This window comes from Asticcacaulis sp. (genome assembly GCF_051956075.1).
In the GTDB taxonomy this organism is placed as follows: domain Bacteria; phylum Pseudomonadota; class Alphaproteobacteria; order Caulobacterales; family Caulobacteraceae; genus Asticcacaulis.
Genome location: NZ_JBQCGA010000001.1, coordinates 1 through 14,305 on the forward strand (window position 1 = coordinate 1; position 14,305 = coordinate 14,305).

A 14,305-nucleotide genomic window follows, 5' to 3' on the forward strand; every position below is an offset into this window, starting at 1 on the left:
CCCCATTGCGCGAGGATCAGGCCGCACACGGTCATGACGGCCATGAAGACCACGGCCAGTTCAGCGTTAAGGCGCGATCCGGCGGGGATGTGGAAGGTGAAGGTGGTCAGCTCGAACCAGCCCATGCCGACCTGACGTTTCAGCGTCACCGAGTTCAGCGTCTTCTGCCAGGCGTGGTGGAAACGGTCGTCGGCCAGCATGATCAGGGCGACGCAGAGGAGCCCCAGCGCGGCGCGCCACGTAAACGCGATCAGGCGTCGCCACAAGGCCCGGTCGTCGAACAGGCAGATGACGAAATAGGCCAGAAACGGCGGCTTGATGCAGGCGCAGGCGATGACGGCGAGGGTGAAGGGGATGCGCGTGCGCGGAAACAAAAGCAGGCTGGCCAGAACGAGCGCGTGCATGGGCAGGCCGATATTGCCGCACACAAAGGTCATCGAGGTCAGGGCGGTGAAGGCCAGCAGGCGGTAGCGGATATCGACCTGCGGCAGGGGCTTTAACAGCGCGAACCATAAGGCCAGGATGGTCGCCGGGATCAAGAGGACGATGACGAACAGGGCGCGCGTCCCGGTCAGGCCGAAAACGTCGATGATCGGGACCAGGAGGCGCGCGAACTGCGGCGCATAGACATAGGCTGCGGGCGACAGGCTGCGGCACACCGGATGGATGGCGTAGGGGTTATGGTCGCGGGCCAGATTGTGCGCGCCGCACAGGACGGCGTCGATGTCCATCATCATCCAGCTATGGTGATGGACCATGTGCCATATGCCGCCGATATTCGGCCACAGGCACAGGGCGGCGAAGGCGGCGAGGAGGATCGGGTGAAAGGTGACGCGGCGTAAGACGGAGAGGGCGTCCATGGACTTCGAGACTCGCGCGGTCACAAGCGCCGCCGGTAACGGATGCCGCAAGACGCGGCCTCTGACAAGATGGTGATGCGACGGAGGGGGCGGGACGTGGCATGGTGGCGGTCTTTGCAGGAGGCGCGATCATGTGGCCGACGGTTTATTTGAGCTGGTTTGAACTCAATATGCGGCTGTGGCGGCTGGCCCTGTCGTCGGCCAGCGTGATGTCGCACAGGCTCGATCCGACGCGCTTCGATATGAGCGATCACCCAGAGTTTCCACGCATGGCGTTTGAAAAGAGCGAGGCCATGGGTCTGTCGCTGATCAATGCTGGCTTCGCCCAGCAACGGATCGCCATGCGCGCCTTTCGACCGGAGAATGCGTTCAGCGACTGGATGTCGGTCTATGGCGCGGCGCTGAGGCCATTCGAGACGAAGGCGCACGCCAATGCGAAGAGGCTGAGGCGGTAGGGGTCTTATCCTTCCGGCGAGATTGACTGCTTTGCGCCCATAGGCGACATTTCATCACTGATTGCCTCGAAAGCTCGAAACCGGACATTGACGAAGCTAAATTCCCCGATGGAGCGTGCCAAAGACGGGGGCAACGTCGATGTGGACCTAAATACAACAACGACTAAGACGAGCCTCCCCTCTTCGCGCCCCATCTCACGGGGAAGATTGTCGTTGAAATTTCCCGTTTCTGCTGAGTATCATTCGGTAGAGCAACGAGGGGGAGGCAAATGCAAATCCGACGACTAGTCATTGAGAATGTTCGCAGCTTTTTAGACCGAAGGGAAATTTTCTTCGACGGTCAGATTTCCATTCTCATTGGCCCGAACGGCGGCGGCAAAACCAACTTGCTCGATACGCTCGTCATTATGCTCCGGCGCTACATATTTAATTCGCCGTACTACCGTCATTCACCGACAACCGAGGAACCGGATCGATGGAGCGAGGAATACAATGATCAGCTTAATCAACTTTTTTTTGAAAAGAATAGTGCAGGCAGTGCCCTTGATCAGGTGATTGAGCTTGAGCTTGAGATCACTCAAGACGACATCGACAACATGCAATTGATCCAGGCGGAGGCGAGTAAGGTTCTGGCCGCCCAGAAACGCCGTTTCGCTATCAATCCTTGGCGGGGCGTTGAAAATTGGGACGTTACTGCAATTGTACCTGGCGCGCGTGTGGTGGCGATTTGGAAGAACGGGGTGATTGTACAACCGCCGGAAGCATGGGCGCAGCACTTCCTACAATACCTCCACGTTTTTGAAACAGATAATAATTTCAGAGCAGAAGCAGGGATGAACACGCTCCGGATGCCCATGGTCTACTTACCGGTAAACCGCGCATCGAGCGGCTTCAGCTCATCGATAGGTCTGTCAGGTTACAATGATTTTGAGCAGAAACGTTCCTCTGACGCCGCGTCGTCAAGATCAGGCTCAAACGTCATCCCACTTGCGATCGGCCGCCTGGCAAAAAAGTACCGGCTTTTGCAGGAGCAATCGAATATCGAAGTCAAAGATATTTTCTACAACGACGAGAATTTAATCGCACTTTCCCGTGATTTGGAGGACCTGAACTATAGTTGGGAATTGGTCACTGTCGATCCGCTGAGCAACACATACGACGTGCGGCTCACTAAGCAAGGATCGTCCTTCCTCGTGGGTGCGGCATCTTCGGGCGAGCGAGAACTGCTCACTTACCTTTTCGCAATCTATGCCCTGAACGTCAGGAACGCTCTCATCATTGTGGACGAACCCGAACTCCATTTGCACCCAAGATGGCAGAGCGCGCTATTTGCGCTGTTCGAAAAGCTCGCGAAAACCACAGGCAATCAATTCGTATTAGCGACCCACTCTCCAACGTTTATTTCCCCTGCGTCGATTCAATATGTGTCCCGTGTTTTCTCGGAAAACCAGAAGAGCGATATCGTCCGGCTGAATTCGACGGCACTGCCAAATGCCAAACACCTATTTAATGTCGTCAACACTCAAAACAATGAGCGCGTCTTCTTCACAGAAAAGGTGGTCCTTGTGGAAGGGCTCTCGGACCGGATTGTTTTTGAGAAGATCCTAGAAGTCGTGGCCAAGCAAAACGGTGTTCAGGGAATCCCGTCTCTTGAGGTTGTCAGTGTCGGCGGCAAGGGATTGTTTGCAGCCTATCAAAAATTACTTGAAGCGTGCCACGTTAAGTCGGTTGTAATTGCCGACCTTGATTATATCGAGCAGGTGGGCAGCGCTGAAATTAAAAAACTGTTTGTCGTCAATGCCGATGAAATCAAGACTGACGTGATCGCTAACGTCAAAAGTCTTGATGGAGCGGCCCTCGCAGAGCGCATCGAAGAGGCTCTGTCCTCGGGGGATTGGAAGAACGCGCAGGATCTATGGGCCTACATCAAATCGCACCGAGTGCGTTTGAGGCCTAATTTGAACGGCGCCGACCAAGCTACCCTTGAAACCTTCATCGATGAAAAAGTGAAAGATGACATGTTTATCTTGGCGAGAGGGGCATTGGAAAATTATCTACCGGAAGGTCATAAAAGCAAAGACATGGGGACGCTGATCGCACTCGTGTCGGCAGATGATTTTTGGGACCGACTTCCGCCGGAACCACGAGCTGATTTTGAACGTATCGCCAAGGTTATTCTTGGAATTCCGCTAACGCCTGAGGCCGCCCAGCCATTATAGACACTTCTGATGAGTGAATCGCAACATGTCCGCTAACACCCTCAGAACGAAAACCAATGTCGCCTTAGGGCTACGAGGCGCGTAAGTCAGGATCGCGGCGATAGCGGTAGCGTGTGGTGATCCTGAATATCTGGCTTATCTGTGGATCAAAAACGATCTTGGTCGCGCGCCCAGCCGACAGCAGGAAGGCTATCCACAGATCAGCCAGATGTTCTTACAAGGCTTCACGCTACCGCTATCGGTTGAGCGGGCCGCTTACGTCGGTGCGGGCGATCTTGACTTCGATGTCGCGGGCGTTGAGCCAGCGCACGGCGTTGGGGTCGATCTTGCTGGAATCGGCCAGCACGATGACCTCGGCGGCGCGTTCGATCATCCGTCACCAAACAGCAAAGCCTCATAGTCCTGCGAACCGTGCAGGATCGCATCGACAATCACAAGGTCGGGCCTGACGGTGTAGATAATGAGATAGGCCCGATAGGGTTTGCGGCGATGGCCGTAGTCCTCATAACGCGGTATAAGCGGGTGAGCCTGTGGATGGTCGGCTAATGCAAACGCAGCCTCACGCAATTCACGCACAAAACTGATCGCCCGGTTAGGATTATCTTTGGCGATATAGTCGCCGATCGCCTCCAGTCCGCGCTCGGCCTCTTCGGAAAAAAGAACCCTCACAGGTTCCCATTCCCCTCAGCCATTCGCAAATATTATGCCTCCAGGCGGTCAAACACCTCTTCCGCCGGTTTGACACGGCCAGCCTGCACATCGGCGCGGCTGCGCTCAAGCGTCGCGTCCAGGGACGCCAGCCGTCGCTCACGCTCTTCGATGATACGCAGGCCTTCCCGCACCAGCTCGCTTGTATTGTTGTAACGGCCGCTTTGCACCATCCGGGCCGCAAAGCTCTCAAAATGCTCGCCAAGATAAACGGACGTCGCCATAACGGTCCTCCAAACATACTAATATATCGTACATCGGAGCCTCGTGAAAGGCAAATGCCCTTTGCTGGCCGGTCGGAACGGTCAGCGCCGCGCCAAACGGAGGACATCCCCCTCGCAGCGATAGCGGTAGCGTGTGGTGATCCTGAATATCTGGCTGATCTGTGGATCAAAAACGATCTTGGTCGCGCGCCCAGCCGACAGCAGGAAGGCTATCCGCAGATCAGCCAGATGTCCTTGCACGGCTTCACGCTACCGCTGTCGGTTGAGCGGGCCGCTTACGCCGCTGCGGCGTCGGCGTCGGTGCGGGCGATTTTGACTTCGATGTCGTGGGCGTTGAGCCAGCGCACGGCGTTGGGGTCGATCTGGTCGTCGGTGATGACGATGTCGATATCCTTGAGCGGGCAGACCGAGAGCGAGGCGGGGGCGTCGATCTTGCTGGAATCGGCCAGCACGATGACTTCGGCGGCGCGTTCGATCAGGCGGCGCTCGGACTGGACCAGCAGGGTGTCGGTCTGCATCAGGCCGTTGCGCGTCAGGGCCTGGCAGCCGATGAACATGCGGCGCGCGGCGAAGTGTTGCAGGATGCCGTCTTCATAGGGGTTGAGGATGATGCTCTGTTCGCGGAACAGCTCGCCGCCCGGCACCGTGACCTTGACGCGCGGGCGCTCCAGCAGGCATTGCAGGATCGGCACCGAGGTCGTCAGGACGTGATAGGCGTCGTCGGCCATCATCGAGGCCATCATATAGGTGGTCGTGCCGCCGTCGATGATCATCGACAGGCCGGGCGTGACATAGTCGAGCGCAAGTTTGGCGATGGCGCGCTTGGCGGCGGCGTTGGTGATCACGCTGTCGGCGAAAGCGGGCTGGGATTGCAGGCCGGAGCGGCGCTCCTCGCTGCGGGCGCCATAGACGGCGCCTTCGGCGCGCATGGCGCCGCCGCGCACGCGCAGCAGGTGGCCCAGCTCATGCAGTTCGTTGAGATCGCGCCGGATGGTGGCGGGCGACACGCCCAGCCGCTCGGTCAGCTCATCGACCGAGGTGACGCGGTCGGTGTTGAGTTCGTCGATGATGCGCTTCCAGCGGTCTTGCAGGTGCATGTGTCGGTCCTGATGGGCGGCGTAGGCGAGGCCGCCGATATGAAGTAACGGCAATCGGTAAAGAATCGGTTGTAACGCCGCACGGAAATGCGCGCAAGACGCGACTCTATGATTGTTTCTGATCAAAATCTATAGGTGAAAATACGCAACCTGTCGAGCGCTGTCAGGCGGGCCGGTAAGATCAGGCCGCGATTTCCGCCGAAATGGCGTCGCGCCAGATGCGCTGATAGTCGCGCATCTCGTCGGGCAGCAGCGGCGCGATCTGGCGGTGGATCAGGCGCGGCATGGGGCGCTCGCCTAAAAAGGCCAGGGCGGCGGCGCCGAGGGTGACGCCGCTGGGGCCGGTATTGCACAGCACCGGGCCGTTATGCAGCGCTGCGATCAGGCCCGACAAGACGCCATTGCCCGCCGCCATGCCTTCGATCAGAAGCGTGCGCCCGCACTGGATCATGTCGAGGCAGGTCGTGGACAGCAGCGCCTGATAGAGCATGCCTAAAGCCGCGCGCGTGCGCGGCGTGTCCTTGCGCAGACCGCGGATTTCGCCGCGCAGGCCGGGATAGGGGCCGCCGGCGTCGAGAAAGGAGGGCAGGGCCAGCGCCGCCTCATGCATGACCTCGGCAAGCGTGGCGGCGTCAACGTCGAGGGTCGAGACGCAGCCGCCTTCGGTGATCATCTCGAACGCGCGACCGCCCATGAAGCGCGCGCACGGCACGGCGTTGCCGAAGACATCGACCGCGCCCATGCAGTCGCGCTCGGCCTGAAGGTGATCGAGGCTTCCGCCGGGCGCCATGGCGATGAACCAGGTGCCGGTCGACAGCAGGGCGGGCAGGTCGTCGTCCTGCTGCCAACCGCCGAGCAGCGCGGCCAGCGCCGCGCCGGAATCGTGCAGGCCGACGCAGACGCGCGTTTGCGGCGACAGACCGGTCAGCCGCGCGATCTCGGACTTGAGGGGTCCGGCGGACTCCCAGGCCTTACGCATGTTGGGGAAGCGTCGCGCCCAGTCCTGATCGTGGGCCAGCGAGGAAAAATCGTTCTGGCGCGGCGCCCACAGATCGCTGTGGCAGCCCAAAGAGGTGATTTCCGCGCTTAAAGCCCCGCTCAGACGCCACGCCCAGTATTGCGGATAGGGCAAAATCCAGCGCGTCTTCGCGAACATCGCCGGATCGCGCTGCTGATGCCAGAAGATTTGAGCGCCGAGGTTCAGCCCCTTGGGCAGGGGCGGCGAAAGCGTTTCGTCAAAGCCGGGGCGGCGTCGCGCATAGGCGCGCGTAAAGGCAGGCGGGATGGGGCTTTCATAGTCCTGAATCGGCTGAAGCAGGTTGAGGCTGTCGTCAAGAAAGGCGCAGGCCGCACCGTGGGCGACAGGAATGATGCGGTCGATGCCGAAATCGCTGAAACTTTTCAGTTGCGCCAGCAGCCAGGTGAACAGGGCGTCCGTATCAATGGCGGTGTAAAGCGGCGTCGCAAAGGTCGGCGTGGCGACGCGGCGCTGGGCCAGCACCTGACCCGCCGGGGTGACGACGCTGACCTTGGCGTAGGTGCGTCCGGCGTCGAAGACGAGACAATTTGGGCCGTTGCGGCCCCTGCGTTCCCTTTTCACCTCAGCGCTTCCCTGCTCGCGATGATTATTTTTACGTTTTTTGAGCGATTTTGATTGAAGGCGACGATTTCTGGCGTTATCGTCGCATCCGTATCGCTTATTGTCATTTGTATGACATCTATAATCCACCTGCGCCCGCAGTTCAATGCCGTTAAGCATTGCGCACGGGGGTGTGATCGCCCACCGCCTCCCGCCTCAGCGCGGGCTCAAGCTCCTATGACCCGTCCTCACGCCGGATTTGACTTGGAAGCGACGACCCTCCGTGAAATAACGGAGGGAAAACCACGGCTTTTCCCAATGGCTCATGGTCAGGCGGTCCGTGGCGGGAACAGGGAGCGTACAATGGGTTATGCGGTCAGCGACAGCTTTATCGGCGGCGTGCAGCGCGACATCGTGGCGGCGGAGAATGCGCGGCAACTGGCCGATCACCGGGCCGATTACGACGCTTTGCGCGCGCGGCTGGCGCGCACCGGCGTCGATCTGGAAGCCGTGGTCGAAAAGCTGATGAGTTTGAGCGTCGGCCTGCCGAGCTGGGGGACGGTCAGCGGCGGCACGCGCTTTGCGCGCTATCCGCTGCCGGGCGAGCCCACCAATATCTTCGAGAAGATCGAGGATTGCGCCGTCGTGCAGCAACTGACCGGCATGACGCCGAACGTGTCTTTGCATTTTCCGTGGGACCATTGCGACGATTATGTCGAATTGCGCCAGTTCACCGAGGCGCATGGTCTGGGCTTCGATCCGGTTAATTCCAACACCTTTCAGGATCAGCCGGGACAGAAGCGCTCCTATAAGTATGGATCGCTCAGTCACGCCAGCGCGGCGACGCGCAGGCAGGCCATTGCGCACAATATAGCGTGCATCGAGATCGGTAAAAAGCTGGGCGCGAAGGCGATCACGGTGTGGATCGGCGACGGCTCCAACTTCCCCGGTCAGAGCGATTTCACCGACGCGCTCGACCGGTATCTGGAGTCGATGCGCGAGGTCTATGCGGCCTTGCCGGACGACTGGCGGGTGTTTCTCGAACACAAACTCTATGAACCCGCCTTTTATTCGACCGTGATTCAGGATTGGGGCACCTCGATCCTGTGCGCGCAGTTCTTAGGCGACAAGGCGCAGTGTCTGGTCGATCTGGGCCATCATGCGCCGGGGGTCAATATTGAGATGATCGTGGCGCGGCTGGCGCGTTTCGGCAAGCTGGGCGGCTTCCATTTCAACGATTCCAAATATGGCGACGACGATCTCGACGCCGGTTCGCTCAATCCGTTCCAGTTGTTCCTGATCTTCAACGAACTGGTCGAGGCCGAGCGGCGCGACCCCGCCCATTGCCATCCGGCCTATATGATGGACCAGTCGCATAACGTCACCGATCCGATCGAGAGCCTTCTGAATTCATCGCGCGCGATTCAGGCGGCCTATGCGCGCGCCCTGATCGTCGATCGCGAGGCGCTGCGCCGCTACCAGAACGACAACGATGTGATGATGGCGCACAACGCCCTGCGTATGGCGTTCGAGATGGATATGCGTCCGGCTCAGGCCGAGGCGCGGCTGCGCAAGGGCGGGGCGCTCGATCCGATCGCCTGTTTCCGCGCCTCCAGCTATCGCGGCCACAAGGCGGAGACGCGCGCCTTCAAACCCAATCTGGGCGGAGGCATTGTGTGACGATTTCGAGGCGCGAATGGTCCAGACGGGCATGGCTGGGCGGCGCGGCGGCGCTTTCGGGTCTGACGCTCGCTGGACGCTCAGATGCGCAAGCGGCCAAGGCCGTCGAGCGCATCTACGCCAACCCGTTACGCGCGCCTTCGGATGTTGCGGGCTTCGTCATGGAAGGGCAGGCGCTGGTCGATTTCGACACCGGGCGGATGCGGCTGAAAAATGCTCTGTCCGCCGCCGAGGGGCAAGCCTCGAACTTCGTCTATTGGTGCCCGGAGGTCTTTCCGGACAATGTCGAATTCCGCTGGAACTTCTGGCCGCTTGAGGAACCGGGGCTGGCCATTCTTCTGTTCGCGGCGCAGGGGATTTTGCCGGATATGACGCGCGTTCCAGTGCTGGACAAGCGGTTGAAGCCGCGCAACGGCGTCTATGCGCAATATACCAATTCAGATGTTTCGGCCCTGACCATGGCCTATTTCCGCCGCCGCTGGCCCACCGAGCGCGCGTTTCATCTGTGCAATTTGCGCCGCGCGCCGGGCTTTGAGATGCTGGCGCAGGGCGCCGATCCGCTGCCCGACGTCGCCGACGCCTCGCCGCCGTACAAGATGCGGCTGCAAAAGCGGTCCGACGGCGTGGATTTCTTCATGAACGATCTGCCGGTTCTGTCTTGGCAAGGCGGGGGCGGTGGTTTGCCGTCACTGGGCAGCGTCGGTTTCCGTCAGATGGCGCCGCTGGTGGCCGCCTACAGCGATTTCGAAGTTTGGAAACTGGGCTGAGGGCCCAAGGGGGGATTATGCAAAACTCACAACGCAAGCTTATGGCATTGGCTGTTCTGGGGGGGATTGTCGCCGCGGCTCTGAGCGCCTGCGCCGATCTTGGTCGGATGGCTCAGCCGCAAACGCCTTATGATCTGCCGTCCGCCGGGGCGGTCAGCGCGGTTTATTCGGCTTCGTCGTCTTCGCGCCGCGACGCCAGCGCCTCGGCCAGCGCGGAGATGGAGCGGCGGGCCGCGGGCAAGCGAAGATAGGCGGGCGTTCTCATCGGCGCCCATCTCTGGCCCGAGCACACGATCTTAAGGAAGAAGCCGGGTCGAACTGACGATATGTTCCTTTTCAATCACGGACACGGGCGGCATCTGAGCCAGTTGCGGCGCAGCCTTGACCATATCGGCGGGGAGGGCCTTGGCCATGTCCATGTCCATGGTCGTCATCGAGTCGCAACTCATATCTCCGGCGATGTCATTGCTGAGGTCGAGGCGTGAATGGCAGGTTTCCGTCATCGACATGTGCATCTGATTGAAAATCCCTTCGAGCAAACGGCTCTGTGCGGCGGCGTCGCCCTGCGCTATGCGATCAATCATGCTCTTGAACATGCCTGTTATAAAGGCGTGCAAGTCCTCTCCCGACGGGGCGATAACGCTCGTGAAGGTCGCGCTCTTACCCTCCTCCCACGAGTCGAGCGTCACCGAGCCGCTCAGCTTCAGACTGCCGCCCATAATTTGTACGCTCTCACCGTCCAGAGGCGTCGCGACGTGCAAGGTCAAGGGCTTGTTGAAATACACATCCGTCCACGCGTTGTGCAGTTGTTTCAGGAAGGCGGCGGCGGACTGAGGCGTCAGATTGGCGACGAAGGCGTCGTACATTTTTTTGCCCATCGCATCCTGTTGGGCGTCGCCGGTCGCGGTCAGGCCCTGCCGAAGCTCAGGCTTGAGCGCCTCGATATTGTCGATGCTCTGCGGCGTCAGCTTGTCGTCAAGCGTCACCTGCGCCGGTTCAAGCCCTATCAATAGGTCCAGCATGCGCTTTTGCTGCGCAGCCTGAGGCGGGAGGCGCCCATCGGCGTCCGCGCCCGTCACCTCGGCGGAGACCGCCTTGTAGGTCGCGTGATAGCCCGCATCGGCGCGCTGCGCCGTTTGGCGGAAGACCATTTGCATGTGGCTTGTCGTCAGTTTGCCGTTGATCGTCTGCTCCTGATCCGTGACGTGAGTAGTCTCCACGGTGAAGGCGTCTGGATAGTGCGGCGTAATGATGTGGACGTCCTGCGCCTGAACGGCGCCGGCGGCCAGAGACGAAACCAGCGCGATGGCTGAAAACCAGCGGATATATGTCATGAAATGTCCCCCCCCATGCGCGCCTACCGACGGCAGACATCCACTGATAGGGCTGCGTGAGATTGCGGTCAATGGACCTGCTTGGCGCGCCATATTGAATCCTTGCAACGGGTTTAGGATACCGCTGTCATGGAGAATGGTTTCAATATTCTAATCAATGCGAAGTCGGGGACGGTGCTGAATATGGGCCGTCCGGTCATTGAGGCGGCCATTGCGGACAGCGGGCTGCCTCTGGCCGAGCTGTGCTTCTCCGAGCCGGAGGAGATGGCCGACAACATGGCGCGGCTGGCGGCGCAGCCGCATCCATTGTTGATCGGCGGCGGCGACGGCAGCATCCGCGAAGCCGCGAAGTTTCTGACCGACAAGGATAAGCCTTTCGGCGTTCTGCCGTTCGGCACCATGAACCTGCTGGCGCACGATCTGGGCGTGACGACGCTGAAAGACGCGCTTGCCGGTTATGTGGCGGGGGCGCGTGAGACGCTCATCGACGCAGGCTTCGTCAATGGCGAACTCTTTTTGTGTTGCGCCAGCATCGGCGTGATGCCGCAGGCCTCGCGCTATCGCGAGCGCAAGCGGTTGAGCAACGCCGTACTTTTGATGCCGCAGCTATTCTGGTTCATCCTGAACAATCTCGACATGCACAAGCGCGAGCGCGTCAGCGTCGAGGTTGACGATGCGGCGTCGGTGCATCGCACCCCGGCGGTCGTGGTGTCGGCCAACCGCTTCGCTGACAGTCTGGAGCTGACCGAGAGCAATTTCAAACGCTGCGCGCTCGATGGCGGCGAACTGGCCGTCTATATCTTCACCACCCAGTCTCACGCCACGCATCTGCGCTTTCTGTGGCGGCTCCTGTTCGGGCGCTGGCTGAAAGACCCGGCTCTGATCGAGATGATGGGGCGAAGCGTGCGGCTGAAAAATCATCATCGTCGTGACTTGGTCTCGATCGACGGCGAGGTCATGCGGCTGAAAAATCCGCTGGAGTTCAGCTTGAAGCCGCGCCATGTGCGCGTTTTGACCCCGGTTCATGCGGATGACGCGTCGTGAAGATTGCGCAGATTTCCGACCTGCATTTCGGCAGCCTCAATCCGGTCGTGAAGGACGCCCTGCTGCGCGCGCTCACAACCGACGCGCCCGATTTGATACTGGTCAGCGGCGACCTGACCCAGTCGGCGCTTGAGAGCGAATTTGCCGAGGCGGCCGGTTTTCTGGCGCAACTGCCGTCGCCGCACCTGTGCATACCCGGCAATCACGACCTGCCGGGCATGGACCTGTCGCGGTTTCTCGATCCGTGGGCGCGTTATCGCCGTCATATTGCCGACGATCTGAACCCCGAATGGCGCGCTGGCCTTGTGCACTTCAAGGCGCTGAACAGCGCGCGGCGCGTTTTGCCGCACTGGAACTGGGCCAATGGCGCGATCAGCCAGCGGCAATGCGCGGATGTGGCGGCGGCCTTTTCAGGGACATCCGCGCCGTGGCGGATCGTGGCCCTGCATCATCCGCCGGCGCCGACCACCGCCATAAATCTGCCGGTGGTCCTCTATGGCCGCGAAGCCCTGTTCCGAACCCTGAGCGAGCAACGTGTCGATCTGGTGTTGGCCGGGCATCAGCACCACGCCCAGATCGAAGCGCGTGAAGAGGGCGGACATATTACGGTCTTCGTCAATGCGGCGACGGCGACCTCGACGCGGCTTCGGCATCAGCCCAATGGCTATAACCGGCTCAGTTTCACGGAAGACGCCGTGCGCATTGATCTGCTCAGCTATCAGGACGGCGCGTTTTCGGTCTTTGAGACTGTGACCCACGCGAAGTCGCGCTGATCTGCGGCATTTGATCAAATTAAAGCAAATATTTTCATTTCCGAGCGACGCATCCGCCGCTATGCTGCGTGAAAGGGCGGAAAACAGCGGAGAAACGAACATGAAACCCACCAAACGCGATTTCCTTACCGGCGTGGTTGCGCTGAGCGCCGCTGCGGCGACGGCGGCGCGCGCCCAAAACCAGACGTCAAACCAGGCCTTACCCGCCGGCCCGGCAGCTACCGCCAGCGGCCCGATTCCCAAGGACTGGATCGACCCCGACACCGGCCACCGCATTGTGCGCCTGTCGCACAAGGACCATTCGGAATCGCTCTATTTCAACTTTCCGGCCTATACGCCGGATGAAAAATGGATGGTGATGAACCGCGCCGACGGCATCAGCCTGATCAATATGGACACCTTCGAGGAAAAAGACCTCTATACGGGCAATCTCTACGCTTTCCAGACCGGCGCGTCGAAGCGCGTTGTCTATGCCCATTTGCGCAGCCAGGACCGCGATAACAAAACCCAGGCCACCAACGATTATTTCTCCATCGATGTTGATACCGGCAAGGTGACGAAAATCGCCTCGCTCGACAAGGGCTCAGTCACCTCGGTCAATGCCGACGACACGCTGCTGGTTGGTTCCTATGCCTATAAGGATGTGCCGCTGCAACCGGGGCCGAAGGTGGCGGGCACGGACGGCGGCTATAATGCGCTGGGCCCCGACGGCAAGCCGATGAGCTTTGCCGCCGCCAAGGAATATCGCATGGCGCAGCGCCTGGCCGCCAATGTGCCGATGGATATTTTCACGGTCAATATCGCCAGCGGCGAACATAAGGTGCTGGTCCATTCGACCGACTGGCTCAACCACATGCAGTTCTCGCCGACCGACCCCGGCCTGCTCATGTACTGCCACGAAGGGCCATGGCATGAGGTCGATCGTATCTGGACGATCCGCACCGACGGCACGGGCAACCGGCTTATGCACAAACGCATGATGAATATGGAGATCGCCGGGCACGAATTCTTCAACTGGGACGGCTCGAAAATCTTCTACGATCTGCAAACCCCGCGCGGCGAGGATTTCTGGCTGGCCAATGTGGACCTAAAAACCGGCAAGCGCATCTGGTATCACATGCAGCGTAACGAGTGGTCGGTCCACTTCAACGTCTCGAAGGACGGGACTCTGATGGCGGGCGATGGCGGCGACGCCGAAATGGTGGCCCATGCGCCGGACGGCAAGTACATCTATCTGTTCCACCCGGAGATTATCGAAGACCTGGGCGTTTCTGCGCCGAACGCCGCCGATCTGGTGCGACCCGGCGTGCTGCGCTCGGAAAAGCTGGTCAATATGAAGAACCACGATTACCGGCTTGAGCCGAACCTGCGTTTCTCGCCCGATGGCAAGTGGATCATCTTCCATTCCAACATGCACGGGCCGGTGCACACCTATGCGGTGGCGGTCGACAAGGCTTGATCTCCCGATCAATCAACTTCAATCAAATACATGCGTCCGCTTCGTCATGATCGGACGCATTTTTTATCTCCGCGACTCAGATGATGTCTGGCCTCAGCTCCCGGGC

General features: G+C 60.0%; 15 protein-coding genes. 8 read left to right on the forward strand and 7 right to left on the reverse strand.

Annotation, left to right across the window (positions count from 1 at the left end; genetic code table 11):
* A partial coding sequence (locus tag ACTHLA_RS00005) for a hypothetical protein (protein WP_440183785.1) occupies positions 1–860 on the reverse strand: 860 nt, incomplete at its 3' end.
* Between the two features lie 131 nt (positions 861–991).
* On the opposite strand from ACTHLA_RS00005, the gene ACTHLA_RS00010 reads away from it, so the two are divergent.
* Entirely contained in the window at positions 992–1,315 is a 324-nt protein-coding gene (locus ACTHLA_RS00010; protein WP_440183788.1) for a hypothetical protein, read from the forward strand.
* 269 nt (positions 1,316–1,584) lie between these two features.
* Complete coding sequence (locus ACTHLA_RS00015) at positions 1,585–3,534, forward strand: AAA family ATPase (protein ID WP_440183791.1); 1,950 nt, start codon at positions 1,585–1,587, stop codon at positions 3,532–3,534.
* A 235-nt stretch (positions 3,535–3,769) separates the two neighbouring features.
* On the opposite strand, the gene ACTHLA_RS00020 is transcribed toward ACTHLA_RS00015, so the two are convergent.
* The 5 genes from ACTHLA_RS00020 to ACTHLA_RS00040 all read right to left on the reverse strand — a co-directional run bounded on the left by ACTHLA_RS00020 (position 3,770) and on the right by ACTHLA_RS00040 (position 7,163).
* Complete coding sequence (locus ACTHLA_RS00020; protein WP_440183793.1) at positions 3,770–3,907, reverse strand: hypothetical protein; 138 nt, start codon at positions 3,905–3,907, stop codon at positions 3,770–3,772.
* Positions 3,904–4,203, reverse strand: coding sequence for a type II toxin-antitoxin system RelE/ParE family toxin (locus ACTHLA_RS00025; RefSeq protein ID WP_440183796.1), 300 nt, complete (start codon positions 4,201–4,203; stop codon positions 3,904–3,906). The genes ACTHLA_RS00020 and ACTHLA_RS00025 overlap by 4 nt, the downstream gene beginning before the upstream one ends.
* Before the next feature lie 32 nt (positions 4,204–4,235).
* Positions 4,236–4,466, reverse strand: a complete 231-nt coding sequence (locus tag ACTHLA_RS00030; RefSeq protein WP_440183799.1) for a type II toxin-antitoxin system ParD family antitoxin — start codon at positions 4,464–4,466, stop codon at positions 4,236–4,238.
* Positions 4,467–4,741: 275 nt separating this feature from the next.
* Positions 4,742–5,563: a DeoR/GlpR family DNA-binding transcription regulator gene (locus ACTHLA_RS00035; RefSeq protein ID WP_440183802.1), complete on the reverse strand. Its 822-nt coding sequence runs from the start codon at positions 5,561–5,563 to the stop codon at positions 4,742–4,744.
* 181 nt (positions 5,564–5,744) lie between these two features.
* On the reverse strand, positions 5,745–7,163 hold the full coding sequence (locus ACTHLA_RS00040; RefSeq protein ID WP_440183805.1) for an FGGY-family carbohydrate kinase: 1,419 nt from the start codon (positions 7,161–7,163) through the stop codon (positions 5,745–5,747).
* 342 nt (positions 7,164–7,505) lie between these two features.
* Here ACTHLA_RS00040 and rhaI point away from each other — a divergent pair, with 342 nt between their 5' ends.
* From rhaI to ACTHLA_RS00055, 3 genes are read left to right on the forward strand one after another with little or no spacing between them, the layout of a single operon-like run.
* Positions 7,506–8,822, forward strand: a complete 1,317-nt coding sequence (gene rhaI / locus ACTHLA_RS00045) for an L-rhamnose catabolism isomerase (RefSeq protein ID WP_440183808.1) — start codon at positions 7,506–7,508, stop codon at positions 8,820–8,822.
* Positions 8,819–9,589 (forward strand): DUF1961 family protein, encoded by a 771-nt coding sequence (locus ACTHLA_RS00050; RefSeq protein WP_440183810.1) that lies wholly within the window; start codon positions 8,819–8,821, stop codon positions 9,587–9,589. The genes rhaI and ACTHLA_RS00050 overlap by 4 nt, the downstream gene beginning before the upstream one ends.
* A 17-nt stretch (positions 9,590–9,606) precedes the next feature.
* Positions 9,607–9,840, forward strand: a complete 234-nt coding sequence (locus ACTHLA_RS00055) for a hypothetical protein (protein ID WP_440183813.1) — start codon at positions 9,607–9,609, stop codon at positions 9,838–9,840.
* 45 nt (positions 9,841–9,885) lie between these two features.
* On the opposite strand, the gene ACTHLA_RS00060 is transcribed toward ACTHLA_RS00055, so the two are convergent.
* On the reverse strand, positions 9,886–10,923 hold the full coding sequence (locus ACTHLA_RS00060) for a hypothetical protein (protein WP_440183815.1): 1,038 nt from the start codon (positions 10,921–10,923) through the stop codon (positions 9,886–9,888).
* A gap of 129 nt (positions 10,924–11,052) precedes the next feature.
* On the opposite strand from ACTHLA_RS00060, the gene ACTHLA_RS00065 reads away from it, so the two are divergent.
* From ACTHLA_RS00065 to ACTHLA_RS00075, 3 genes are all read left to right on the forward strand, one after another.
* On the forward strand, positions 11,053–11,967 hold the full coding sequence (locus ACTHLA_RS00065) for a diacylglycerol/lipid kinase family protein (RefSeq protein ID WP_440183817.1): 915 nt from the start codon (positions 11,053–11,055) through the stop codon (positions 11,965–11,967).
* Positions 11,964–12,740 (forward strand): metallophosphoesterase family protein, encoded by a 777-nt coding sequence (locus tag ACTHLA_RS00070; protein ID WP_440183820.1) that lies wholly within the window; start codon positions 11,964–11,966, stop codon positions 12,738–12,740. Before ACTHLA_RS00065 ends, ACTHLA_RS00070 begins: the two co-directional genes overlap by 4 nt.
* A 100-nt stretch (positions 12,741–12,840) precedes the next feature.
* The gene (locus tag ACTHLA_RS00075) at positions 12,841–14,199 is read left to right on the forward strand and encodes an oligogalacturonate lyase family protein (RefSeq protein ID WP_440183823.1); all 1,359 of its coding nucleotides are present in this window, start codon (positions 12,841–12,843) and stop codon (positions 14,197–14,199) included.
* The last annotated feature ends 106 nt before the right edge of the window (positions 14,200–14,305 follow it).